The organism is Mycolicibacterium nivoides, from assembly GCF_003855255.1.
GTDB classification, from domain to species: Bacteria; Actinomycetota; Actinomycetes; order Mycobacteriales; family Mycobacteriaceae; genus Mycobacterium; species Mycobacterium nivoides.
In genome coordinates this window covers 2,964,816-2,988,639 of record NZ_CP034072.1, presented here as the reverse complement: position 1 = coordinate 2,988,639, position 23,824 = coordinate 2,964,816, and the positions used below count along the sequence as shown (strand labels likewise).

Annotated in this window: 23 protein-coding genes; 13 read left to right on the top strand and 10 right to left on the bottom strand. The window is 65.7% G+C overall.

What is annotated here, in order from left to right; all coding sequences use genetic code 11:
* Nucleotides 1-43 precede the first annotated feature (43 nt).
* Together EH231_RS14250 and EH231_RS14245 are read left to right on the top strand one after the other, a co-directional pair.
* Nucleotides 44-1,405 carry a cation:dicarboxylate symporter family transporter gene (locus EH231_RS14250; protein WP_090427748.1) on the top strand — a complete coding sequence of 454 codons (1,362 nt, stop codon included), beginning with the start codon at nucleotides 44-46 and terminating at the stop codon, nucleotides 1,403-1,405.
* Between the two features lie 132 nt (nucleotides 1,406-1,537).
* Nucleotides 1,538-1,852 (top strand): hypothetical protein, encoded by a 315-nt coding sequence (locus tag EH231_RS14245; RefSeq protein WP_164480889.1) that lies wholly within the window; start codon nucleotides 1,538-1,540, stop codon nucleotides 1,850-1,852.
* Between the two features lie 3 nt (nucleotides 1,853-1,855).
* On the opposite strand, the gene EH231_RS14240 is transcribed toward EH231_RS14245, so the two are convergent.
* Nucleotides 1,856-2,167, bottom strand: a complete 312-nt coding sequence (locus EH231_RS14240; RefSeq protein WP_090427752.1) for a hypothetical protein — start codon at nucleotides 2,165-2,167, stop codon at nucleotides 1,856-1,858.
* Between the two features lie 108 nt (nucleotides 2,168-2,275).
* Between EH231_RS14240 and EH231_RS14235 the strand changes: the two genes are divergently transcribed.
* Nucleotides 2,276-3,898: a fatty acid--CoA ligase gene (locus EH231_RS14235; protein WP_164480888.1), complete on the top strand. Its 1,623-nt coding sequence runs from the start codon at nucleotides 2,276-2,278 to the stop codon at nucleotides 3,896-3,898.
* A 70-nt stretch (nucleotides 3,899-3,968) separates the two neighbouring features.
* Here the strand turns inward: EH231_RS14235 and EH231_RS14230 are convergent, their stop codons facing one another.
* On the bottom strand, nucleotides 3,969-4,799 hold the full coding sequence (locus tag EH231_RS14230) for an alpha/beta fold hydrolase (RefSeq protein WP_124712603.1): 831 nt from the start codon (nucleotides 4,797-4,799) through the stop codon (nucleotides 3,969-3,971).
* A gap of 62 nt (nucleotides 4,800-4,861) precedes the next feature.
* Here EH231_RS14230 and EH231_RS14225 point away from each other — a divergent pair, with 62 nt between their 5' ends.
* Nucleotides 4,862-5,467: a TetR/AcrR family transcriptional regulator gene (locus EH231_RS14225; protein ID WP_090427758.1), complete on the top strand. Its 606-nt coding sequence runs from the start codon at nucleotides 4,862-4,864 to the stop codon at nucleotides 5,465-5,467.
* A 17-nt stretch (nucleotides 5,468-5,484) separates the two neighbouring features.
* Here EH231_RS14225 and EH231_RS14220 read toward each other — a convergent pair whose 3' ends face one another.
* Nucleotides 5,485-6,750, bottom strand: a complete 1,266-nt coding sequence (locus tag EH231_RS14220; RefSeq protein ID WP_124712602.1) for an RsbRD N-terminal domain-containing protein — start codon at nucleotides 6,748-6,750, stop codon at nucleotides 5,485-5,487.
* A gap of 99 nt (nucleotides 6,751-6,849) precedes the next feature.
* Here EH231_RS14220 and EH231_RS14215 point away from each other — a divergent pair, with 99 nt between their 5' ends.
* Genes EH231_RS14215 through EH231_RS14195 form a run of 5 tightly spaced genes read left to right on the top strand, consistent with a single transcriptional unit; the run spans nucleotide 6,850 to nucleotide 13,278 of the window.
* Nucleotides 6,850-7,917, top strand: coding sequence for a phosphotransferase (locus tag EH231_RS14215; RefSeq protein WP_090427764.1), 1,068 nt, complete (start codon nucleotides 6,850-6,852; stop codon nucleotides 7,915-7,917).
* Nucleotides 7,918-7,944: 27 nt separating this feature from the next.
* Nucleotides 7,945-9,270 (top strand): aspartate aminotransferase family protein, encoded by a 1,326-nt coding sequence (locus EH231_RS14210; RefSeq protein WP_090428898.1) that lies wholly within the window; start codon nucleotides 7,945-7,947, stop codon nucleotides 9,268-9,270.
* An 8-nt stretch (nucleotides 9,271-9,278) separates the two neighbouring features.
* On the top strand, nucleotides 9,279-10,385 hold the full coding sequence (locus EH231_RS14205; protein WP_124712601.1) for an alcohol dehydrogenase catalytic domain-containing protein: 1,107 nt from the start codon (nucleotides 9,279-9,281) through the stop codon (nucleotides 10,383-10,385).
* Nucleotides 10,386-10,419: 34 nt separating this feature from the next.
* Nucleotides 10,420-11,865 (top strand): APC family permease, encoded by a 1,446-nt coding sequence (locus EH231_RS14200; protein ID WP_205867136.1) that lies wholly within the window; start codon nucleotides 10,420-10,422, stop codon nucleotides 11,863-11,865.
* 33 nt (nucleotides 11,866-11,898) lie between these two features.
* Nucleotides 11,899-13,278: an NAD-dependent succinate-semialdehyde dehydrogenase gene (locus EH231_RS14195; RefSeq protein WP_090427771.1), complete on the top strand. Its 1,380-nt coding sequence runs from the start codon at nucleotides 11,899-11,901 to the stop codon at nucleotides 13,276-13,278.
* Nucleotides 13,279-13,308: 30 nt separating this feature from the next.
* Here the strand turns inward: EH231_RS14195 and EH231_RS14190 are convergent, their stop codons facing one another.
* The 6 genes from EH231_RS14190 to EH231_RS14165 form a co-directional block, all read right to left on the bottom strand.
* Nucleotides 13,309-14,499 carry a lipid-transfer protein gene (locus EH231_RS14190; protein WP_124712600.1) on the bottom strand — a complete coding sequence of 397 codons (1,191 nt, stop codon included), beginning with the start codon at nucleotides 14,497-14,499 and terminating at the stop codon, nucleotides 13,309-13,311.
* Between the two features lie 456 nt (nucleotides 14,500-14,955).
* A complete protein-coding gene (locus EH231_RS14185; protein WP_124712599.1) occupies nucleotides 14,956-15,837 on the bottom strand; it encodes a DUF8686 domain-containing protein in 882 nt (293 codons plus the stop codon).
* A 4-nt stretch (nucleotides 15,838-15,841) separates the two neighbouring features.
* Nucleotides 15,842-16,639: an AraC family transcriptional regulator gene (locus EH231_RS14180; protein WP_241177975.1), complete on the bottom strand. Its 798-nt coding sequence runs from the start codon at nucleotides 16,637-16,639 to the stop codon at nucleotides 15,842-15,844.
* 165 nt (nucleotides 16,640-16,804) lie between these two features.
* Nucleotides 16,805-17,266, bottom strand: coding sequence for a helix-turn-helix transcriptional regulator (locus EH231_RS33820; protein ID WP_164480887.1), 462 nt, complete (start codon nucleotides 17,264-17,266; stop codon nucleotides 16,805-16,807).
* A gap of 459 nt (nucleotides 17,267-17,725) precedes the next feature.
* Entirely contained in the window at nucleotides 17,726-18,175 is a 450-nt protein-coding gene (locus EH231_RS14170) for a hypothetical protein (protein ID WP_090427776.1), read from the bottom strand.
* Between the two features lie 93 nt (nucleotides 18,176-18,268).
* The gene (locus tag EH231_RS14165; protein ID WP_090428913.1) at nucleotides 18,269-18,538 is read right to left on the bottom strand and encodes a hypothetical protein; all 270 of its coding nucleotides are present in this window, start codon (nucleotides 18,536-18,538) and stop codon (nucleotides 18,269-18,271) included.
* Nucleotides 18,539-18,910: 372 nt separating this feature from the next.
* On the opposite strand from EH231_RS14165, the gene EH231_RS14160 reads away from it, so the two are divergent.
* Nucleotides 18,911-19,825, top strand: coding sequence for a trypsin-like serine protease (locus tag EH231_RS14160; protein ID WP_124712597.1), 915 nt, complete (start codon nucleotides 18,911-18,913; stop codon nucleotides 19,823-19,825).
* A 77-nt stretch (nucleotides 19,826-19,902) separates the two neighbouring features.
* Nucleotides 19,903-20,952, top strand: a complete 1,050-nt coding sequence (locus tag EH231_RS14155) for an NAD(P)H-dependent amine dehydrogenase family protein (RefSeq protein ID WP_090427781.1) — start codon at nucleotides 19,903-19,905, stop codon at nucleotides 20,950-20,952.
* Between the two features lie 3 nt (nucleotides 20,953-20,955).
* Here EH231_RS14155 and EH231_RS14150 read toward each other — a convergent pair whose 3' ends face one another.
* Nucleotides 20,956-22,011 (bottom strand): zinc-binding dehydrogenase, encoded by a 1,056-nt coding sequence (locus EH231_RS14150; protein WP_090427783.1) that lies wholly within the window; start codon nucleotides 22,009-22,011, stop codon nucleotides 20,956-20,958.
* A 65-nt stretch (nucleotides 22,012-22,076) separates the two neighbouring features.
* Between EH231_RS14150 and EH231_RS14145 the strand changes: the two genes are divergently transcribed.
* The gene (locus EH231_RS14145; RefSeq protein ID WP_124712596.1) at nucleotides 22,077-22,931 is read left to right on the top strand and encodes a class II glutamine amidotransferase; all 855 of its coding nucleotides are present in this window, start codon (nucleotides 22,077-22,079) and stop codon (nucleotides 22,929-22,931) included.
* A 35-nt stretch (nucleotides 22,932-22,966) separates the two neighbouring features.
* Nucleotides 22,967-23,824 (top strand): patatin-like phospholipase family protein, encoded by an 858-nt coding sequence (locus EH231_RS14140; protein ID WP_090428916.1) that lies wholly within the window; start codon nucleotides 22,967-22,969, stop codon nucleotides 23,822-23,824.

Below are 23,824 nucleotides of genomic sequence, written 5' to 3'. Positions count from 1 at the left end.
TACACGCATTCACGCCGAACCCAACCGAACTGGAGGTGGACCGATGACCGTGTCCATGGACCCGCAATCAGAGCCGGCGCCCCCGCAGCGTCGCGACCGCACGCACTGGCTCTACATCGCGGTCATCGCAGCCGTCGTCGTCGGTGTGGTGGTCGGGCTCGTGGCACCCGAGGTCGGCAAGAGCGTCGGCGTACTCGGCACCATGTTCGTCAACCTGATCAAGATGATGATCGGCCCCATCATCTTCTGCACGATCGTGTTGGGCATCGGCTCGGTGCGCAAGGCCGCCACCGTCGGGAAGGTCGGCGGCCTGGCCTTCGGCTACTTCCTGGCGATGTCCACGATCGCGCTGACCATCGGTCTGGTGGTCGGCAACCTGATCCACCCGGGCAGCGGCATGCACCTGTCGGAGAGCTCGGCGGGCAAGGGCGCCGAACTCGCGGAGAAGGCACATGAGTCCGGCGGACTCATGGACTTCGTCCAGGGCATCATCCCGGAGACGCTGTTCTCGTCGCTGACGGCGGGCAGCGTGCTCCAGGCCTTGTTCGTGGCGTTGTTGGTCGGGTTCGCGCTGCAGGGCATGGGCAGCGCGGGTGAACCGATCCTGCGCGGTATCGAACACCTGCAGAAGCTCGTGTTCAAGGTGCTGATCATGATCCTGTGGCTGGCGCCGATCGGCGCCTTCGGTGCGATCGCCAACGTCGTCGGGCAGACCGGCTGGACCGCCGTCACCCAGCTGCTGACCCTGATGCTCGGCTTCTACGTGACCTGCGTGGTGTTCGTGTTCGGCGTGCTCGGCGTATTGCTGCGCGCGGTGTCGGGAGTGTCCATCTTCAAGCTGGTGCGGTACCTGGCCCGCGAGTATCTGCTGATCTTCTCGACCTCTTCGTCGGAGTCGGCGCTGCCGCGGCTGATCGCCAAGATGGAGCACCTGGGTGTCGACCGAAGCACTGTCGGTGTCGTTGTGCCGACCGGGTATTCGTTCAACCTCGACGGCACGGCGATCTACCTGACCATGGCGGCGCTGTTCATCGCGGACGCGCTGAGTGCCCCGATGTCCGTCGGGCAGCAGATCGGACTGCTGGTGTTCATGATCGTCGCGTCGAAGGGAGCGGCCGGCGTCACCGGCGCCGGATTGGCCACGCTGGCCGGTGGCCTGCAGGCCCATCGCCCCGACCTGCTCGACGGGGTCGGACTGATCGTCGGGATCGACCGGTTCATGTCCGAAGCCCGCGCGGTGACCAACTTCTCCGGCAACGCGGTGGCCACCCTGCTGGTCGGCTCGTGGACACACACCGTGAACAAGGCCAAGGTCGATGCGGTGCTGCGCGGCGACGATCCGTTCGACGAACTCACCATGGTCGACGACCATGCCAACCGCACACCCGAACCTGCGCACGCCTGACAGGTAGCTACAGGCCCGGCCGGTACCGCCCGGCCGGGTCTTTGCGTTGAACTCCTGCCGGCCCTGGCCCGTAACAAAGGGCAGGACATCACCGAAAAGGTGTATGCGAGAAGTGAGAAAGAAGACACGGCCATGTACGCATCGATCATCATGGTGGCCGCGTCGGGGGCGGCGTTGGGAACCATATTGGCGCCCGCCGGATCGGCATTTGCCGACTCGGCGATCGAGACCATCGGACTGCTGGAAGCCGAGGGCTTCTACGTCAACATCGACCGGGTGGGCAGCGCCCCGCTCGATCAGTGCACCGTCATCAGCGTCCGTAACCCGCAGACCCAGACCAGGCTGATCCGGGTCGAGCGGTTCGGCAAGAACGGAACGAAGGAATTCGATCTCGTACCCGTAGTGGTGCGGCGAACCATCACGGTGTCGCTGGACTGCTCGAAGTGAGGCTCAGCGCTGGCAGTTGAGTGACACCGACACGGTCTGGCTGGTGACCGATGGGACCAGGATCCGATCGCCGCCGAGTCCGGGACCGACGTAGGGCACCAACTGGGTGACCTGCTGGGGGTTGCGCACGCTGGTCACCGTGCACTGCTCCAGCGGCGCGGTGCCGATCTTGTCGATGGTGACGGTGTAGCCCTCGGACTGCAGGCGGCTGATCACCTGCTGGGCAGTTTCCTCTGCCGAGGCGATCGCCGTCGACCCGCCCATCACGCCCAACACAGCCACGCCGACTGCTGCCAGCGTCCACTTCGCGCGCATCGGACACGTCCTTCCGTCGTTACCGGTCCATCTTCCCCTACATACATCGTTCAGGAAATTCGAATCGTTCCCGCCGGTGCCGACCGGCGAGCGCATAGCATCGCGCCCGTGAAGAGCACGATGCAGAACTGGCCGTTGACGATCGCGTCGATCCTGCGACATGCCTGCGGCGTCAACGGGGACCGGACCGTGACCACCGCGGGAGGCGAGGGCCGCTACCGCACGATCAACTATCGGGAGCTGGGCGGCCAGGCGGCGCAGCTGGCCCATGCCCTGCGCGGGCTCGGGGTCGACGGCGACCAGCGCGTCGGCACGTTCATGTGGAACAACACCGAGCACCTCGTCGCCTACCTCGCGGTGCCCGCGATGGGCGCGGTGCTGCACACCCTGAACATCCGGCTGTCGCCGGAGCAGATCGCCTACATCGCCAACGAGGCGGCCGACAGCGTCGTGATCGCCGATGTGTCCCTGGTGCCGCTGCTGGCCCCTGTGCTGCCGCTGCTGGAGACCGTGCACACCGTGATCGTGGTCGGCGACGGCGATACCAGCGCCCTGACCGGGAAGACCGTGCTGCGCTGGGACGAGCTGCTGGCCGCGCAGGCAGAAGAGTTCGACTGGCCCGAGATCGACGAAAACTCCGCGGCAGCAATGTGTTACACGAGCGGCACCACCGGAAACCCGAAGGGCGTGGTGTACAGCCACCGGTCGAGCTATCTGCATGCGTTGAACACCTGCACGGCCAACGCCCTCGACGTCAGCTGCAGCGACTCGGTGCTGCCGATCGTGCCGATGTTCCACGCCAACGCGTGGGGGTTGCCGTATGCGGCGCTGATGGCCGGCGCCAACCTGGTGATGCCCGACCGGTTCATGGACGGTGCCTCGCTGATCGACCTGATCGAATCGCAGCGCCCCACGCTGGCCGGCGCCGTACCGACCATCTGGAACGACGTCATGCACCGGCTGGAAAAGAACCCGGGACACGATGTTTCGTCGCTGCGACTGGTGGCCTGCGGTGGTTCGGCGGTGCCGCTGTCCTTGATGCAGACCTTCCAGGAGCGCTACGGCGTCTACATCCAGCAGGCGTGGGGGATGACCGAGACCTCACCGCTGGCCACGGTGGCCAAACCGTTGCCCGGGGTGTCCGAGGAGCGGCAGTGGGAGATGCGGGTCAGCCAGGGCCGGCCGATGTGCGGTGTGGAGGTGCGTGTCGTCGACGACGAAGGCGCCCCGCTGCCCAACGACGGCACCGCCGTCGGCGAACTGGAGGTCCGCGGGCCGTGGATCACCGGCTCCTACTACCTGGGCCGCGATGCCGAGAAGTTCGAGAGCGGCTGGCTGCGTACCGGGGACGTCGGCTCGATCGATCAGCAGGGCTACGTCACGCTGACCGACCGGGCCAAGGATGTCATCAAGTCCGGCGGGGAGTGGATCTCCTCGGTGGAGTTGGAGAACCATCTGATCGCGCACCCGGCGGTGTTGGAGGCCGCCGTGGTCGGGGTGCCCGACGAGCGGTGGCAGGAGCGTCCGCTGGCTGTGGTGGTGCTGGAGGAGGGGGCCTCAGCGGAGCCGGCCGAGCTGAGGGAGTTCCTGGCGGACAAGGTGGTTCGGTGGTGGCTGCCCGAGCGGTGGGCATTCATCGAGCAGGTCCCGCGCACCAGCGTGGGCAAGTACGACAAGAAGACCATCCGGGCGCGGCACGCCGATGGCGTCTACGAGGTGTTCACCCTCTAGCGCGAGCAGACGTTGAGGTACCCGGAAATTGGCGTCTTGGGGTACCTACGCGTCTGCTCGCGGGAGGAAATCAGGCACGGACGGCGATCGTCGACAGCAGGTCGGCCAGCCGGTCCGGGCGGTCGACCATCGAGAACGTGCGGGCGCCGTCGATGACCTCGAGGCGGGCCTGGGGGATGAGCTGCGCCAGTCGTTCGCCGTCGCCGACCTCGAAGAACACGTCATCGGCCGACCACGCGATGAGCGTCGGCTTGTCGAATTCGGGCAGCCGCGCGGCAACCCCGGTGGTGACCTCCGTGCGCAACGACAGGGTGAACTGCCGGAGATCCTCGGCGATCGCCGGATTCGACAACGCGGTACGGACCCACTCGCGGGTGAGCGCGTCGATGTCGGAGTAGGCGAGGCCCGCGTACGCGCGCTTGCGCACGGCCGGGATCCGGACCAACTGGGCGGCAGTCCGGAACACGGTCCTGGACCGGGCGGCCGCGATCAGTGGCTTCAGGATGGGCGGCGGAAAGTGTTCGAACGCATCACAACTCGTCAGCGCCAGGGCGCCGATCCGCTCCGGATGGTGCACCGCCACCAGCTGGGTGACCACGCCGCCGGTGTCGTTGCCGACCAGGACGACGTCCTGCAGGTCCAGCGCGTCCAGGGTGTCGGCGACGATGTCGGCGATCCCGCGGATGCTCCGGTCGGCGCCGGGCCACAGCGGTTCGGGATGCGCGCCCAGCGGCCAGGTCGGGACGATGCACCGCAGGCCCTGCGTGGCCAGTCGGGCGCTGACCTGCCGCCACAACTGACCGCCCATCATGTAGCCGTGGACGAAGACGACCGGCCTGCCGTCGATTGGTCCGAATTCCTCGTAATGGATGGTTCCGGCGTTAATCTCAATGATCGACATGGATGACTCCCGGCTCGATACGCATTTACGAACAGTCTGCCGGTAACTTACCAACAGGGTGTATGGAAAACAAGAGACGTACTCAGGAAGAGCGTTCCGCGGCGACCCGCGAGGCGTTGATCTCGGCTGCCCGGCAGCTATGGGGCGAACGTGGCTATGCCGACGTGGGCACTCCCGAGATCGCCGGTGCCGCCGGGGTGACCCGCGGCGCGATGTATCACCAATTCGCCGACAAGGCAGCGCTTTTCCTGGCTGTGGTCGAGGTCGTCGAGCAGGACGTGATGGCCCGGTTGGCGACCGAGGTGGCATCGTCGGGCGCGTCGACGCCGGCCGACGCGATCCGGGCCGCGGTCGATGCCTGGCTGGAGGTGTCGGGTGATCCCGAGGTGCGGCAGTTGATCCTGCTCGACGCCCCGAGTGTGCTCGGTTGGGCCGGGTTCCGCGATGTCGCCCAGCGCTACAGCCTGGGCATGACCGAGCAGCTGCTGGCCGAGGCGATCAAGGCGGGTCAGCTGGCCCGGCAGCCGGTGCGGGCCCTGGCGCACGTACTGATCGGCGCCCTCGACGAGGCCGCCATGGTCATCGCCACCGCCGAGGATCCGAAAAAGGCCCGCCGCGAGATCAGGCAGGTGCTACGCCGTCTGATCGACGCGATGTTGACGGTCTGAGTTGCTCCCGGTGGAGATCAATCCGCCGCCTTCCTGTTGGCGTCGATCATGAACGCGATCGTGACGGTGGCGAGGTCATTCGGCTTGGCCAGGTCGAAGCCGGTGAGCTCGGTAAACGCGCGCAGTCGCGCCCGCACGGTGTTCCGGTGCCGATAAGTCCGCTCGGCGATGTTGGCGATGGATCCGCCATTCGCGGCGAGGTCGCCGACCGTCTCGATCAGGCCGTGGCGTTCGCTGTCGCTCAGCCTCTCGAGCGGGCCGAAGACTGCGGAGTGGATTTCCTCGGACAGCTCCTGGTCCGCCGCGACGACGGCATGCAGCCAGTTGTCTTGCAGCCGTTCGACTCCGACGCCGGAGCGGCCGTTCACTGCCATCCGGGCCAGGCGGATGGCGCGGGACACCGATCCGAGCCTGTCGGCGGTCACCACCGAACAGGTCTGCCCGTTCAACGCTTCCAGTTCCTCGGTGATGTCGAAAGAGTCGTCGGCGGCGTGCACCACGCCCCGCAGTTCCCGGGCCCACCAGCTGAAGTAGAAGGCCCGGCCAGATGCCTGCAGGGCCGCACTGCATTCGGCGAGAACCTCGGGCCGCGGAATCGGGAAAGCGCCGACGAGGCAGTGGTAGCTGCCCTCGGTGGGCAACCCCAGTACGCGAGCCGCATCTTCGACCGCGCTCGGCTCCAGCTCGCCGCCTGTGAGCAGCTGATCGAATGCGGCTGAACGAATTTCGTCGAGACTGCCCTGGGTGGTCTGATACCCGCGGACGACGTGCTCGGTGTTGAGTTCGACGGCCTCCCACACCATCAGCGACGAGCGTTCGAGGAAGTCGGCCCGTACATCCGCGCCCACCGCGCGGCCCTCGTCGATCAGCGCCTCCCACAACGACTTCAGATCGATTCTGAACGCGTGCAACACGCTGGACAGCGGAACACCTTGGCGAGCGCGGATTTTGCCGAGCTCCAGCGCGACGGACTCGAGATCGGCCGGGATCTCGTCGCCGGCCAGTCGCGAAAGCGCCAACCGCATCGTCCGATCCATGTGGTACCGAAGGTCCGTTCGGCTGACCGGACCGCCGGTGTAGGTGGGCTCGTCCTCGATCGTGCGTGCCACGGTGCGTTCCACGATCTCGTCGAGGTGGACGTCGAGTAGTCGGCGAGCGGTGGTCCTGATCAGCTGCGTGGTGGTGTCCAGCTGTCCCATGGGGCGTTCCCGTTCTCTCTCGGCCTGCGATCGCAGGATCTGAAATGTGCAATCCGCACAGTTTATGGGCGAAATGCGCGCCAATTATGGCATTGACCGCATCGCTTTGAACTCATTGAATGTGTGCTGCCCCACATTCACGTGCTGCGCCCGGCGACACCCCGGCCAGCGGAAGGACGATCGATGCCGCAATCGCGAGGTGCACTGCCCGTCACCGATGACTCCTGGGGGTCGACGCTGACAGACCTCCTCGGCGAGGAGTACGGACTGTCGATTGTCGACCTGGCCTTTCTGGGTGGCGAGTTCGACCGCAACTACCGGGCCACTGCTGATTCCGGCTCGTGCTTTCTGGCGAAGCTGCAGATTCGTGGCGAAGGCCTCCGCGAACAGAGCTGGCAGGAAGACATTCTCGCGCACATGGCGGGCAGAGACCCCGGAGTCGCGGTTCCCACCATCGTGCCGCCGGCGAGCGGTGGCCGGCACGTCCGACTCGACAGCGGAAACGAAGTGCTGACCGTGTTCAACTGGGTGCACGGCGTCGAATGGGCCAAGGTGGATCGGCATTCGGATGCCCTCTTGGTCCAGTTGGGTGCGACGGCCGCGCGCATCACCGCGGCCCTCGAAGGATTTCCGCCGGAATCTCTGCGCGCCACACATCACTGGGATGTGACCCGGGCCCGTACCGCGATCACGTCGTGCCTCGCCGATGCCCCGGAACTCGCCGAGATGGACTATGTGCGAACTGCATTGCGGTGGTTCGACGATGTCGAACCGGGCCTGTCGGCATTGCCGCGCGCTGTGGTGCACAACGACCTGAACGACAACAACGTCCTGGTCGATGTTGAGCGCGACCAAGTTTCGGGGGTGCTCGACTTCAACGACGCGTTGTACAGCGTGCGAGTCGCCGAGCCGACGATCGCCGGCGCGTACGCCATGTTGCGTCAGGCCGACCCGCTCCGTGCCCTCGGCCAGGTGATCGGCGGGTATCACGCCGTGACACCGCTGACCGACGACGAACTGGCTGTCATCTATCCGTTGGCAGCGTCCAGATTGTGCGTGCAGGCGTTGACGTGGACGTCGCGAGCGAGCACGAACCCGACCGCCTACGGCAGCATGCGGATGCGGTTCACGTTGCCGACACTGCACCGCGTTCTGGCCATCAGCCCAGAAGAGGCTGCGGCACATCTGCATTCAGTCTGCGGGAAAACCGCCGCCTCCGCCGGGCGCCCGGCGGCCCGGGCCGATCGGTAACCGACGATGAACACTCACCGCACATTCATGGCGAACGCGTTCGACGGTAACGACGAATTGCTCGAACCTGAGACCAAGGAACTCATCCGGCGCCGCTCCGCGGTTCTCGCTCCCAGTTATCGGCTGTTCTACCGGGCCCCGGTCAGTGTCGTCCGTGCCGAAGGCGTCTGGCTCTATGACGCCGAAGGCAGGCGCTACCTCGACGCCTACAACAACGTTCCGGCGGTCGGACACAGCCATCCGCACGTTCGGCAGCGGGTGGACGAACAGATGCGTGTGCTCAACACCCACACCAGATATCTCACCGAGCCGCTGATCGCGTATTCGGAGCGGCTGCTCGCGCTGTTCCCGCCTGAGCTGTCGAAGATCGTCTACACCTGCACCGGCAGCGAGGCCGTCGACCTGGCCCTGCGGGTGGCCCGATACGAGACCGGCGCGCGCGGCATCATCTGCACCAGTCACGCCTACCACGGCACGACGGCCGCCGCCGCCGAGATTTCGCCCAGCCTGGGGCCCAACAACCCCATCGGTCCGGAAGTGATCCTGGTCGACGTACCCGACTCGTACAGGGACGATCCCACGGCCGCCGCCGAGATCTTCGCCGCCCGGGTCAAGGCGGCCATCGCGACGCTCGGCCAACGCGGTGTCGGCCTGGCCGCCATGATCGTCGACTCGGTGCTCTCCAGCGATGGTGTGCAGACCGACCCTGCGGGGTGGCTGGCCCCGGCCGCCGATGCCGTGCACGAGGCCGGCGGGATGTGGATTGCCGACGAGGTTCAGCCGGGCTTCGGTCGGCTGGGGACCGGCTGGTGGGGTTTCACCCGGCATGGGCTGAAACCGGACCTGGTGGTCCTCGGGAAACCGATGGGCAACGGAATCCCCATCGCCGCGGTGGTCGGCACCGATGCCGCGATGGACAGATTCGGTCGAGACATTCGCTATTTCAACACATTTGGAGGAAACCCGGTCAGCATCGCGGCCGCGAACGCGGTGCTCGATGTCATCGAGAATGACGACCTGATCGCCAACGCGAGCGCCGTCGGCGCACGACTGCGGTCCGGACTCGAGCAGGTGGCCCGAAGGCACCCCACGATCGGGCACGTCCGCGGCTGTGGCCTTTTCGTGGCCGCGGAGTTCGTTGTGGACCCAGTCGGCCGCGAGCCGGACGCCGCAACGGCTTCGGCAGTGGTCAATGAGTTGCGTGACCGGGGCATCCTGATCAGCGCATCCGGCCGATCCGAGAACGTGCTGAAAATCCGTCCCCCCTTGCCGTTTCAAGCTGAACACGCCGACCACGTGGTGACGGCCCTCGACGAGGTCTTGACGGCCACCACCAAGAAGAAATCGAACTAGGAGCGAAGATGCGCGCAGTGTTGTTCTCCGGGAACTCCGGAAAAGTCGAGGTAGCCGACGTCGACCTGGCCAAGCCCGGACCGGGTGAGGTCCGGGTGAAGATCGCGGCAACGGGCGTATGTCATTCCGATCTGCACATCATCCGCAACGAGTGGCCGCTCCCGGTGCCCATGGTGCTTGGCCACGAGGGCAGCGGGGTGGTCACCGAACTGGGGCCCGGTGTCACCGATCTGGAGATCGGCGACCACGTCGTGCTGTCCTGGGTCGCCCCGTGCTACGAGTGCCGGTACTGCCAATCGGGTCATGAGGCCCGCTGCACCGTGGCGATGAACCTCGTCGCCCCCGGCGGCGTGCTGTACGACGGCAGTTCACGGATCAGCCGCGACGGCGAGACGATCTACCACTACCAGGGCGTCTCCTCGTTCGCCGAGGAGGCGATCGTGCCGGCCAGTGGCGCCATCCGCGTTCGCAAGGACGCCCCGCTCGACGTCATCTGTCTGATCGGATGTGCGATCGCCACCGGTGTCGGCGCGGTCACCAACACGGCGAAGGTCGAAGAAGGCGCGACCGTAGCCGTGATCGGTTGCGGCGGAGTCGGTTTGTCGGTCGTGCAAGGGGCCCGGATCGCGGGCGCGAGCCGGATCGTCGCCGTCGACATCCAGCCCGAGAAGACTGCCCTGGCGCTCACCCTCGGTGCCACCGACGCGATCGACGCCGCGAATACCGAGCCGGTCGCGGCACTTCGCGAACTGCTTCCCGACGGGGCCGACTACGTGTTCGACGCGATCGGCAAGATCGCCACCACCGAGCAGGCCATCGGAATGCTGGGCCTGGGTGGAGCGGCCGTTGTCGTCGGACTTCCCGCAGCCGGCGCAAAAGCGTCCTTCGAGCCGCTTGCCCTGGCCGAGGCCGATCAGCGCATCCTGGGCTCCAACTACGGCAGCGTCCGTCCCGCAATCGACATCCCCAAGCTGGTCGACCGCTACATGGACGGCGAACTCAAGATCGACGAACTCGTGACCGCCCGTCGCCCGTTGGAGGAGGCCGCGGCCGCCCTCGACGAACTCGCCACCGGCGCCTCGCTGCGCACCCTGCTCATCCCCGGTCAGCACTGACCCGCGAGATCGAACACCGAAGGACAACCCACAAATGACCACAGGCTCTCAGTCAGCATCCGCGGATGCGACGAGCACCCGCGCCGACGCGGCCGGCATATCGCTGCTCAGCCGTAACCTCGGCGTCGGCCCGATCGTCTTCATGGTCGTCGCCGCGGCGGCGCCGCTGGCGGTGGTGGCCGCCAACCTGCCGGTTCTGATCGCGCAGAGCGCCAACGCGGGAGCGCCCTACTACTTCCTGGTGTGTACCGCGCTGCTCGCCGTGTTCTCGGTCGGCTTCACCCTGATGAGCCGATACGTGCCGAACGCCGGAGCGTTCTACTCCTACATCCAGGCGGGCCTGGGCCGGATCACCGGAACCGGCGCCGCCGCGGTCGCGATCTGTGCGTACTCGATGATGCTGCTGGGCGTGACGGCCTATTTCGGTGTCGCGGCCCGCAATCTGATCGGGACAGATCTTCCGTGGTGGGTGTTCTCCCTGATGCTGGTCGCCCTGGTGGGGTTGCTCGGCTATCGCGACATCGAGCTGAGTTCGAAGGTTCTGCTGATCGCCCTGGCTTTGGAGACCGTCGTCGTCATCGTGATGAACATCGGGGTATTCGCCACCAATGGCGGTGCGGGCCATTCGCTTTCGGTTCCGTTGAGCACGCTGGGCGAGGGGGTGCCCGCGCTCGGCGTCATGTTCGCCTTCTACAGCTTCATCGGATTCGAGGCCACTGCGGTGTTCCGTAACGAAGCCCGCGACCCGAACCGCACCATTCCGCGCGCGACCTACATCGCCGTCTTCGTCATCGGCCTGTTCTCGGCCTTCTCGGCGTGGTGTGTGGTCGCGGGGGTCGGCGTCGGCGACGTGGTGCAACGCTCGGCCGACGATCCCGAGAACGTGGTGCTCGACCTGATGCACACGGTGGCGGGCCCGATTCTCGGTGACCTGGCCCGGGTCTTGCTGGTCACGAGCTTCTTCGCCTGCGCGCTGTCCTTCCACAACATCGTCACCCGGTATGTGTTCGTCCTGGCGCAGAAGGGTGTCCTGCCCTCGCGGCTGGGCGAGGTCAGCACCAAGCATCACGCGCCGTCGCGTGCCTCCCTGGTCGTGAGCATCATGATCGGTGTGTTCGTGCTGGCCTCGATCATCGCCCAGCTCGATCCGGTCTCTGTCGTGTTCACCCTGGCCGGTGCGGCCTCCTCATTGGGAGTGGTGATCCTCATGACGCTGGTCAGCGTCGCGATGCTGGTGTTCTTCCGGCGGGTCGCCACCGGTAAAGGCATCTGGCACACCTTGATCGCCCCGATCATCTCCACCATCGGGCTGGCGGTGATCCTGCTGCTGGTGGTCACGAACTTCAGCCTGCTCACCGGCACACAGGGCCAGGCCTACGGCGTGATGGGTTTCGTGCTCGCCTCCTTTGTCGTGGGATCGGTGAGCGCGGTGGTGATCCGTCGTCGCCGTCCCGATGTATACGACCAACTCGACGCCTGATCCCATCCGTTCACGAGCACCTGGAGCGCAGCAATGCCAACCTCGATTCCATTTCAAGTGGTCAACCCCGCCACCGGTGAGACCGGCGAGCAGCTGCCGTTCATCGACGGCGCCGCCCTGGCCGGCGTGATTGCCGATGCGCAAGCGGCGCAACGCTCTTGGCGAGACAACTCGGTGGCTGAGCGCACCACCGCGCTCAAGCGGGTCGCCGAGCTGCACCGCGAACAACTCGACGATCTCGCCCGAACGGCGGTGCGCGAAATGGGGAAGCCGATCAGTCAGGCGCGTGCCGAGGTCGAGTTCAGTGCCGACATCTACGACTACTACGCCGGTGTCGCCGAGGCCTTCCTCGCCGAGGATTCGATCGACCTGCAGTCGGGAACCGGGAGCGCGGTGCTCCGGAAACAACCACTCGGCGTGATCCTCGGGATCATGCCGTGGAACTTCCCCTATTACCAGGTCGCGCGATTCGCCGCGCCGAGTCTCGCCGCCGGGAACGCCGTACTGCTCAAACCTGCCCCGCAGTGCCCGGAGTCCGCGCTGAAGATCCAGCGGATCTTTACCGAGGCAGGTTTTCCGGAAGCGGTGTTCACCACCATCTTCGCCGCCGAGGAGCAGATCGCCGACACCATCGCCGATCCGCGCGTGGCCGGAGTCAGTTTCACCGGGTCCGAGCGGGCAGGCGCGGTGGTCGGCCGACTCGCCGGTGGCGCGGTGAAGAAGTCGGTCCTCGAACTCGGTGGATCCGACCCGTTCCTGGTGCTGGACGTCGCGAGCCTCTCCGCAGCGGTGGACGCGGCGGTCGAGGCGCGGCTCGACAACAGCGGGCAGTCGTGCAACGGCGCCAAACGGATCATCATCCTGGACCGGCACTTCGATGAGTTCGTCGAGCTTTTCGTCGGCAGGCTGGCCGAAGTGGCGCCCGGCGATCCGATGAAGGAGGAGACCGTGCTGGGCCCGCTCTCGTCGGAGCGAGCGGCGAAAAACCTGGAATCCCAGGTGCGGCGGGCGCTCGACGCCGGTGCCAAGGCGCTGTTGCCCAGTTCGCGGCAAGGTGCGTTTCACACCTGTGGCGTACTGGCCGATGTCGCCGAGGACAACCCGATTCACCACGAGGAGCTCTTCGGGCCCGTCGCGATCGTGTACCGGGCAACCGACGAGGCGCACGCCGTGCGCATCGCCAACGACACGCCATTCGGCCTGGGCTCGTATGTGTTCACCGATGACCCGGCACAGGCGGACCGGGTGGCCGACGCCCTCGACACCGGGATGGTCTATGTCAACGGTGTGGGCTTGGATGCGGTGGAGCTACCGTTCGGCGGTACCAAGCGCTCCGGTGTCGGCCGCGAACTCGGATCCCTCGGGATCCGGGAGTTCGTGAACTACAAGCTGGTTCGCGCGGCGTCGGAGTGAGACCGCGCGAACCAGCTGGTTCGCGCGGGCCTAGCGCTCCGCGCGCTGGTAGGCCGTCACGACGGCCGCGCCGCCGAGGCCGATGTTGTGCTGCAGGGCCGCGTTGACGCCGTCGACCTGTCGCTTGTCGGCGGTGCCGCGCAACTGCCAGGTCAGCTCGGAGCACTGGGCCAGGCCGGTCGCGCCGAGCGGGTGGCCCTTGGAGATCAGCCCGCCGGAGGGGTTGACCACCCAGCGTCCGCCGTAGGTGGTGTCGTTGTTGTCGATCAGCCGCGGCGCCTCGCCCTCGCCGCACAGGCCAAGGGCTTCGTACAGCAGCAGTTCGTTGGCGGAGAAGCAGTCGTGCAGCTCGATGACCTGGAAGTCCTCGGGTCCGAGACCGGACTGTGCGTAAACCTGCTGGGCGGCTTGCACATTCATGTCGTAGCCGATGATGTTGGCGGCGCTGCCGTCGAAGGTCGAGGCGAAGTCGGTGGTCATCGCCTGCCCGACGATCTCGACAGCCTGACCGGCCAGGCCGTGCTTGTCGACGAAGGCCTCGCTGGCCACGATCGCCGCGCCCGACCCGTCGGAGGTGGGGGAGCACTGCAGCTTGGTCAGCGGATCGGAGATCATCTTGGCGGCCAGGATGTCGTCGAGCGTGTACTCGTCCTGGAACTGCGCGTACGGGTTGTTCACCGAATGCTTGTGGTTCTTGTAGCCGATTTTTGCAAAGTGCTCGGCGGTGGTGCCGTACTTCTTCATGTGCTCGCGGCCGGCCGCACCGAACATCCACGGCGCGACGGGGAAGGCGAACTCATCGATCTCGGCCAGGGCCTTGACGTGCTTGCCCAGCGGGGACTCGCGGTCCTGCGCGCCGCCGCCGAGTGAGCCCGGCTGCATCTTCTCGAAGCCGAGCGCGATCGTGCAATCCGCCAGGCCGCCGCGAATCGCCTGTGCGGCAAGGTAAAGCGCGGTCGATCCGGTGGAACAGTTGTTGTTGACGTTGACGATCGGGATGCCCGTCATGCCCAGCTCGTACAGGGCGCGCTGGCCCGAGGTGGAATCCCCCGAGCAGTACCCGACGTAGCCCTGCTGCACCTGGTCATACGAGATGCCCGCGTCCTCGAGCGCCTTGGTGCCGGACTCGCGCGCCATGTCCGGGTAGTCCCAACCTTCACGCCGACCGGGCTTCTCGAACTTCGTCATCCCCACACCGACGACAAACACTTTGTTAGCCATGCAACGGAACATACTTCATCGCGAAATCGGGGCAACCGTCTTCAACTGGAGTTGACGCAAGCGCACCGTCAGCGCCGCCGCGGCCAGTAGGGAGAACACTCCGAGCCGCCACCAGTTCGCCGGATTGCCGCCGTCGCGGTCGAGGCAATGATTGACCGCGTGTAGGGGTCTTGCCGACCGCGCGTCGTGTCGAATTCAGGATGTTTGAAAGCCCGATCGCCCGCCCCCAGAAGAGGGAGGTCATCGGGCGATCGGGCCACACGTTAGCGCCGCCTATTGCGCAGCGTGCGCCAGGAGTGTAGCCAGGGCATTGACCTGAACGCTTCCAAATTTCCCTGGGCTTGCAGCAAACGGGTGGCCGAACGTGACTGCCCGCCTTCGGAGTGCGAACCCGATCATGTTTGTTGACGGGTGCGCCGGAATGGAGAGCTGTTCGGCGGCCTGATTGCCCACGGCCTATGTGGTCTTGGACCGTTCGTTCGCCCGCTCGAAATGGTGGCCGATTACCACGCTGGCAATCAGGGACACCGAGATGGCGATCTCGGCGATGAAGAATGAGCCGAAGTCGATCACCGACCCGATCGGCGGATTGCCCGGCACTGCATTGCGCAACGGCACCAGCGCGAACAACATGGCCGCCATCATGGAACATGCAGGAAACAGCAGGCCCCTTCGTCCGCGCAAGATGTAATACGCAGCCGTTGCGGCGGCGATCGCGAGCCCGAGCATCAGCACCATGACGAACAGGGCATATACCAATGTGGGAGCGCTTCGGGTGAATGTCAGATTGATCAGCCCCGCGTCATCAGCAGACGAACTCATCGTGAAGAAAGGGTCGGTGCTGAGAAGCGTGATCGCGGTGGGCACCTCGCTGCCGACTGCATCCAGGATGCGGATGTCCAGAGTCGCCGTGTACTGGTCGAACGGATAGTCGGTGACAACACCGGTCAACCCAAAACGCTCATCGACGTTGGGTGCCACCTCGGCGTGCTTGACCGGGACCGACACGGCGGTCAGCGATGTTGAGGCGTTCAGGTGGGCATCGTCACGAAACAGGCCACTCTCATCGGCCAGCGAACCGCGTGGTTCCAGACTGGAGATGCTCACCGAGACGGTGCCGTTGGTGGTGTCGACGTGGGTTACCCAGGCCGTCACATCAACCCGGTCTGGATTGGTGTCATCCCCCGATACCCGGGCAGTGTTCTCACTTGTGCGGGTCGGGTAGTACATACCCAGGCTGGCCGCCAACATCATGACCAGAATGACGCCGCCGATGAGCGCAGCGCGCACGCCCGGCCTGACCGCCCGCCCCTTGATCGGTGTTATCGCCGTTGGCACGCGGTCAACTCGCGGATTGCTGACGGTACTGCGATGGTGTGATGCCCACACGATCCTTGAATGTCGTCGAGAAATGGCCGGGGGTCGAGAAACCGACCGCGAATGCGATCTCGGACATTGTCAACGCCGCACTGGCCAGCAGTGACTGAGCCCGAGCGATACGTAGGTTCAACAGATATTGGTGAGGTGTGGTGTGGAACGCCGCGGCAAAGGCCCTGGTGAATACCGCGGCCGGCATTCCGGCCAACTCGGCCATGGCGGCCAGGCTGATCCGGGAATCGAGACTGTCGTTGAGGTACTCCTCCAGTAACGTCTGGGTCGCCTGGTCGAGTGAACGGGGCGCCGCCACCGACCGTCGCTCGAGGATCGGCGGACCGTATTGATCGGTCAGGTGCAGGCGCACTGTTTCGGTCAATGTCTCCTGCATCATCCTGGCAAGCACGTCATTGCGGCCGGCAACGCTGTTCATGCGCTCGATCAATTGATGCAAGAGAGGGTCACGGCGCACGGACGGGCGCAGTGGCTGTGAGCCCAGCGCTGCGGTGGGCACCGTCAGCTGGCAATACTGCGCGATGGTGGCACCACGGCACAGGACGGCAGCGCGATGTTCGGCAGGAAGAACCCACGCGTTGCCCAACTTCGGTTTCTCAACCAGGAGAGACTGACCCTTTTCCAGTTCATATTCCTTGGCCAGTACTCCGCCGCCGCGATACACGATGATGGTGTGGTGGGGCGCCAAGAACCCAGCATCGGCCGAACCACCCCGCAGCGGCAGGTCCACAAATTCGACATCAATGCTCACGTCGCACTGCCCCCTATCCGTCTCGCCGATTCCCGTCCACCCGTCACACCGGTTACTTCAGTCATCGGACTACGCGACGTACGGATCCTAACTATTCGAGTACGAGTCGTGCCGGCTCCAACGGCCGCAACGCCGGTATCGACGACTACTTCGTCGACACGGGTGCTACTTCGGCCAGCGTGGCCGGTACTCGGCGGGGGTCACGCCGACGCGCTTCTTGAACACCGTCGTGAAATGACTGGTGCTCGAGAACCCCAGGCGGGCACTGATGTCGGCGATCGAGTAGCTGGGGTCGGCGAGCAGTGCCCTCGCCATCGCAATCCGCCGGTCGAGCACGAACTGGCGTGGAGTGGTGTGAAACGTCGCGGCGAATGCCTTTTTGAACGTGTCGACCGTCATGTCGACCTGATCAGCCAGGGCCGCAACGGTACTCCCCAACTCGACGCTGCCCCCGTCGATGTAGTCGACCAACCGTGCTTGCTCGTCCTCGCCGAGTAGGCGATCGCTACGAACGCTGGGAGTGCCTCGCTCTGTGAACGAATCGATGAGATGCAACCGCATCGATTCGTTGAGCGCCGCGGCGAGCAGCTGCGCGGTCCCGTCGGTTCGTGGTGCGAGTTGTCGCATTCGCTCGATGAGCTGGAGCGTGAACGGATGACGAGGCCGTACGATCGGTAGGTCTGGCCCAGCGAACAATGTTGTTGGTAGGGCGATTTCGCAATGCTCGATGACCGGTCCGTATGTGCCGGCGGCTGGACGCTCCGTCGTAGGCAATACCCACAGATCGGCCCGATTCAGCGGCACCAGCGTGGGGGCATCTCCCTGCGAGGGCCGCAACGATCCGATGCTCGCACACAGTGTGATTCGGTGCGGGGCGTGGACGTCCCAGTCTGGGTGTTCGAGGAAGGGGGCGGCACCCAAGGCTGCGACAAACCAGGTGCGGAATCCTCGGCGGCGGTTCTCCTTGGGCGGTCCGCCGGTCACATTCCAGCGCGCGTCTCCCATTACCAACACTCCGGCGGTGATGGCGGACTTCGTCTCATACTGGGAGGATAGCCGTTGCCCTTCAGCGGATTTCGCGAAGAATCACATCTGGCCGAGGGCGTTGACATCGGTGACGCTGACCCAGAATCCCTCGTTGCTGCGGTTGTTGGTGAACCGCGTGCCGTCGCTGAACGCCTCAACCGCCCAACCGTTGGCGATGTAGGTCTGGTCGTAACGGATGGTGTGGAGCGGGTCCGTCACGCCGAGGTCGGCAGCCAGATACGTGAATTTCCCGTTCTGGTCGAGCGTCACCGAATTGGCGACGTCACCCGATGCCGTCAGCGGCGGGTTCACGAACTGCACCGTGCAGTTCACCGCGTCTCCTTGGATGCCGCACAATGTCCGTCCCGACTCGGTACGGATGTAGGTGACCCCGCCCGCCCCCGTCGGCAGGATCTCGTCAGCTGCGGCGATACCCGGTAGCGCAAGCGATCCGCCGAGGATCGCACCCGCTGCGGCAGTGCCGATCAGAACCCGACCACCAAAATCCATGCGTGCTCCTCGCTTTCGCCGCCAGAGTCCCGCGCTGCGGCGCCGCCTCGTCGGTGTTCCGGCCGCGGACCCCTCGGCCGCGCCCGCACCGAACTAGTTGGGATTGTCGGAATTCCAGAGGTACCAGTGCTCGGTGTCACCGCGGTCATCACCGATCCGGCAGTACCAGTACGGGTATGAGTGGTCGTTGATCTGCAGATGAACGGTCGGCCCGTCTTCTCGGCACTCCGCTTCGGTGTAGTAGAACTCCTCCACGCCGTCGTAACCCACCACCAGTATGTCGTCGGCGTGGGCGACGCCTGTCGTGTTGGCCAACGCGGCGCCCATTGCCAATGCGCCGGCGACAGCAATCCTCTTCAGCACAGAGATTTCCTCCCACTCGAGGTCGGGACCGTCCCGAGCAAACCGAGTGGACAGTACCTGGCGAACGTACAAGATGCTTCCAGAAAATTCACAGGGTTTCAATAAACGGCCGGTGCGGGGACGGTCCATCTCTTACACGTTGGATATCAGTACATTTCGATACCGAAGGCATCGGCAATCGCCGCAGTCTAGGCATTTCGGGGACGTGCTCGGCGGATGAAGAGTTCGCCGAGGCAACGCCGAAATTGCTCCTCAGCAACTCAGTCCCGAACCGGTTCGTGGGATACGGTGACGACCGTTGATCCATCCAACGGGAGTCGATATGACAACGAGAGACATCGCCGGAGCCGATCTCTGCTTGGTCGGCCTGGCATGAGCGACGTTTTCGATCCGGATGGGTCCACGGCTTATCCACCGGCGGCACCGGTCAATCCGCCCCGCCGGGCGTTTCGCCGCATCCTGTTGACCGTTGTGGGGCTCGTCGTCGTCATCGTGGTGGCGTTCGTGGTCCTGATCTTGTGGCCCAATCCGACGGTGCCGGCAGATCAGCCCAACATGACTCCAGTCGCTACCGGGACGAACAACGACTGGCTGTCCTTCGACGACTTCGTGCCGGGCACCGCAATTGCCACCGACAGCGTCGATGCCACCACCGATGAAGTCGACTCCCACGAGTGCACGTTGGCGTTTCTCGGCCGCGATGCGACCGATACCGCGATCGCGTTCACCGCCGGCCACTGTCGCAAAGAGGGATTCGGTGATCGCCCGTACTTCACCCGAGCAACTGATCCGGACACCCACGTCGAATTGGGAGAGTTCACAACCAGTCAGACCGGGGCCGAACCGAGCAAGGTCGTGCAGACCGGTAAGGATGATTGGGCGGACTTCGCGGTGATCGCCGTCGATCCTGATCTGGCAGAAGATGTCTCGCCGAACGCGCGGATCGCGGGCGTGTACAGGGTGACCAAGGTTCTCGATCATCACTATCTGTTGAACAACAACGTGACCCTCTGCAAGTTCGGCTTTGTCTCCGGTGAGACGTGCGGAAAGGTCGAAGTGGTGACCGGCACGCGAGTGCAGGCGGACGTCTACTCCGCCGAGGGCGATTCGGGTTCGCCGGCGTATGTGAAGCTCGGGAATGACGAGGTCGCCGCCGTCGGGATTCTTCGTGGGTCCCCCGAGGGTGAGGACGACTACAGCGAGTTCACGCTGATCGCGCCCGTGCTCGATGCGACCCGTACCACTTTGGTCTGCGACCCGGCTTGTGAAACAGGTCAGGCCAACTGATCGATCGTACTTCCGCTGACGACGACGGTGGTGTAGACCTGAAGTAGAACGTGTTCTAGTTCTGCCGAGGAGGGTCTGTGGCGTTACGCGTCGTGCAATGGGCAACCGGTGGGGTCGGCGTGGCCGCGATCAACGGTGTGCTCGAACATCCTGACCTGGAGCTGGTCGGCTGCTGGGTGCACTCGGACGCCAAGAACGGCAAAGACGTCGGCGAGATCATCGGTGCCGAACCGCTCGGTGTCACCGCCACCAACAGTGCTGAAGAGATCCTGGCGCTGGACGCCGACGCGGTGATCTACTCGCCGCTCATCCCCAACCCCGACGAGGTCGCGGCGTTGCTGCGCTCGGGCAAGAACGTGATCACCCCCGTCGGCTGGTTGTACCCGAGCGAGAAGCAGGCCGCGCCGATGCGGGCCGCCGCGCTGGAAGGCAACGCCACGCTGCACGGCACCGGCATCGCGCCCGGCGGGATCAGCGAGAAGTTCCCGCTGGTGCTCTCCGCGATGGCCACCGGGGTGAACTTTGTTCGCGCCGAGGAATTTTCCGACCTGCGCACCTATGACGCACCCGACGTTGTGCGCCATGTCATGGGCTTCGGCGGCACCCCCGACACCGCGCTGAGCGGACCGATGCAGAAGATGCTCGACGGCGGTTTCATCCAGGCCGTCAAGATGGTCGTCGATCACGTCGGATTCAAGATCGACCCGCGGATCCGCGCCACCCAGGAGATCGCCGTGGCCACCGCGCCCATCGACTCGCCGATCGGCGTGATCGAACCCGGCCAGGTCGCCGGCCGCAAGTTCCACTGGGAGGCCCTCGTCGACGGCGAACCCGTCGTGCGGGTCACGGTGAACTGGCTGATGGGCGAGGAAAACCTCGACCCCGCATGGACTTTCGGCCCCGCCGGGCAGCGTTACGAGATGGAGGTCCGCGGTAACCCGGACTTCACCGTCATCATCAAGGGCTTCCAGTCCGAGGCCGGTGAGGAGGGCCCGGAGTCTGGCGTCGTCGCCACCGCGGCGCACTGCGTCAACTCGGTCCCCGCGGTCTGCGCCGCGGCACCCGGTGTGGTGACCTACCCCGACCTGCCGCTGATCAGCGGTAAGGCCGCTCCAAAACTGCGGTAACGCTCAGGGTCGCACCAGGATTCGGATCGGATTGCCCTCCTGGCGCTCCAGCTTGTCGATGCCCAGTGCGATGTCCTCCAGGGACACGATCTCGCTGATCGAACGGGACAGGTCCAGCCTGCCCAGAGACACCAGCGTCGCCAAGGTGGAGATGTCGACGTTCTGGTATCCCAGGTGACCCAGCACCTGCTTCTGGGTCAGGCCGAACATCGACGTCGGTCCGATCGTGGGTTCCTGGGCACTCATCCCGACCGCGACCAACCGCCCGCCGACCGTCAGCTGACCCAGCGCCTGCTCGAACGTCGACTTGAGGCCCACCGCGTCGAACGCCACGTCCAACCCGCGGCCCCCGGTGACCTCGGCGATCTTCTCGCCGAGCCGCTCGTCGCCTGCGTCGAACGCATAGTCGGCGCCGAGTTCCAGGGCCCGCTCCAGCACCTCGGGTTTGATGTCGACGGCCACCACCGGCACCGCCCCCACCAGCCGGGCCAGCTGTGCGATGTGGGTGCCGACCCCACCCAGGCCCCACACGCCGACCGACTCGCCGATACCGACCTTGCCGGTGCGCACCACCGCTCCGTACGGGGTCGACACCGCATCGGCGAGGATCGCGGCCTGCTCCAACGGCACGTTGTCCGGCACGCGCGTGAGCCCGACCGCCTGAGCCAGCGTGTATTCGGCCCACGCCCCGTCATAGGCGAAGGCCATCAACCGGATTCGCATGCAGTTGGCGATATCGCCGCGACCGCAATTGGGGCATTCCATGCAGGGCCGGCCGGCGGCGACGATGACACGGTCGCCTTCGGCCCAGCCCGTGACGTCCGGGCCGAGCCTGGCAATGGTGCCTGACGCCTCATGGCCCTGCGTGACCACCGGGGCCTGCGCCGGGAAGGTCCCGTTGATCAGGCTCAGATCGGAATGACAGATCCCGCAGAACGCCACCTTCACCAGAACCTCGCCCGGGCCTGGCTCGGGAATCGGAACATCCTCCACCACAACTCGTTTGGTGTCGGCGTAGAAGCGCTCCGCCCGCATGGTAGGCCCGAGGTCGGATGTCATGGTGGCTCCTTCTCTCGCCCGGCTACTATCGGAAATCATGGCACTTCATCGGGTGGGCTGAGGTCATGTGCCGATTGTTCGGTCTGCACGCCGGTCGCCGGCTGGTACCGGCGACCTTCTGGCTGCTGGATGCGCCCGACAATCTCGCCGAGCAGAGCAGGCGTAACCCCGATGGCACCGGCCTGGGCGTGTTCGGTGCCGACGGCGTCGCCGTGCTGCACAAGGAACCCGTGGCAGCATGGCAGGATTCCGAATTCGCCACGGAGGCACACGATGTCACCGCGACGACCTTCGTCGCGCACGTCCGCTACGCCTCGACCGGGGCGCTCGATGTGGCGAACACCCATCCCTTTCTCCAGGATGACCGGATCTTCGCGCACAACGGTGTCGTCGAAGGTCTGGGCGCGCTCGACGAGCGGATCCGCGAACTCGGGGTGGCGGACCTCGTCGGGGGCCAGACCGACTCCGAGCGTGTCTTCGCCCTCATCACCGCGGCCGTCCGGGCACATGGCGGCGACGTCGGCGCAGCCATTGTCGACGCCATCGGCTGGCTGGCCGGCAACGTGCCGATCTACGCCGTCAATCTCCTGCTCAGCACCGCCACCGACATGTGGGCCCTGCGCTACCCGGACACCCACGAGCTGTATGTGCTCGACCGCAGGCACCCCGATCAGCGGCGCCTGCGCCTGCGCAGCGCCCGGATCCGGGCCGAATCCGAGCACCTGACGTCGCAGCCGTCGGTGCTGTTCGCCAGCGAGCAGATGGACGGCGAGGACTGGCGGCTCATCGCCCCCGGCGAATTGGTGCACGTCGACGCGGATCTGCGGATCGACACCCGGGTCGCGTTTCCGGAGCCGCCTCGCCACCTCCTGCACCGCGACGACCTGTCCGCGCAGGCGGCGGCGTCGCAGCACGCTTAGCTGTGACATTCGGGGCCCTGGCACACTCGACCTTCGTGACTTCCAAACGTGCACTGGTGCTCGCCGGTGGCGGTATCGCAGGGATCGCCTGGGAGACCGGCATCCTGCAGGGCATCGCCGACGAATCTCCCGAAGCCGCCGATGCGCTGCTCGCCGTCGATGTGCTGGTGGGCACGTCGGCAGGTTCGACAGTGTCCGCGCAGCTCGGCAGCGGCGCGCCTCTGGCGGAGCTGTTCGAGCGCCAGATCGGTGCCGAATCGGCCGAGCTGGATCCCGCGATAAGCATCGACACCGTCACCGACCTGTTCGTGAAAGCCGTCCTGACGCCCAACACCACCAAGGCGCAGAAGCTGCAGCAGATCGGTGCCGTGGCGCTCGACACCGCCACGGTCGACCCGGCAGTCCGGCGCAAGGTCATCGAAGCGCGGCTGCCATCGCATGACTGGCCGGACCGGGTGCTGCGGATCTCGGCCGTCGACATCGACACCGGCGAGCTGGTGACGCTGGACCGCGACGCCGGGGTATCGCTGGTCGACGCCGTCACCGCCAGTTGTGCGGTGCCCGCGGTGTGGCCGGTCGTGACGATCGGTGGCCGCCGGTTCATGGACGGCGGCATCGGCAGCACGGTCAACATGGCACTGGCGGCCGATTGCGACACCGTGGTGGCGCTGGTGCCGCAGGGCCGCTCGGCACCATCGCCGTTCGGCAGCGGCGCAGCGCAGGAGGTCGATGGCTTCGACGGACGATCGCTGGGGATCTTCGCCGACGACGAGGCCCTGGCGGCCTTCGGCGAGAACCCGCTCGACCCGGACTGCCGGGTGCCGTCGGCGCACGCCGGGCGTGCTCAGGGCCGGCGGGTCGCCGCTGAGGTCGCCGCTTTCCTGAAGGGCTGA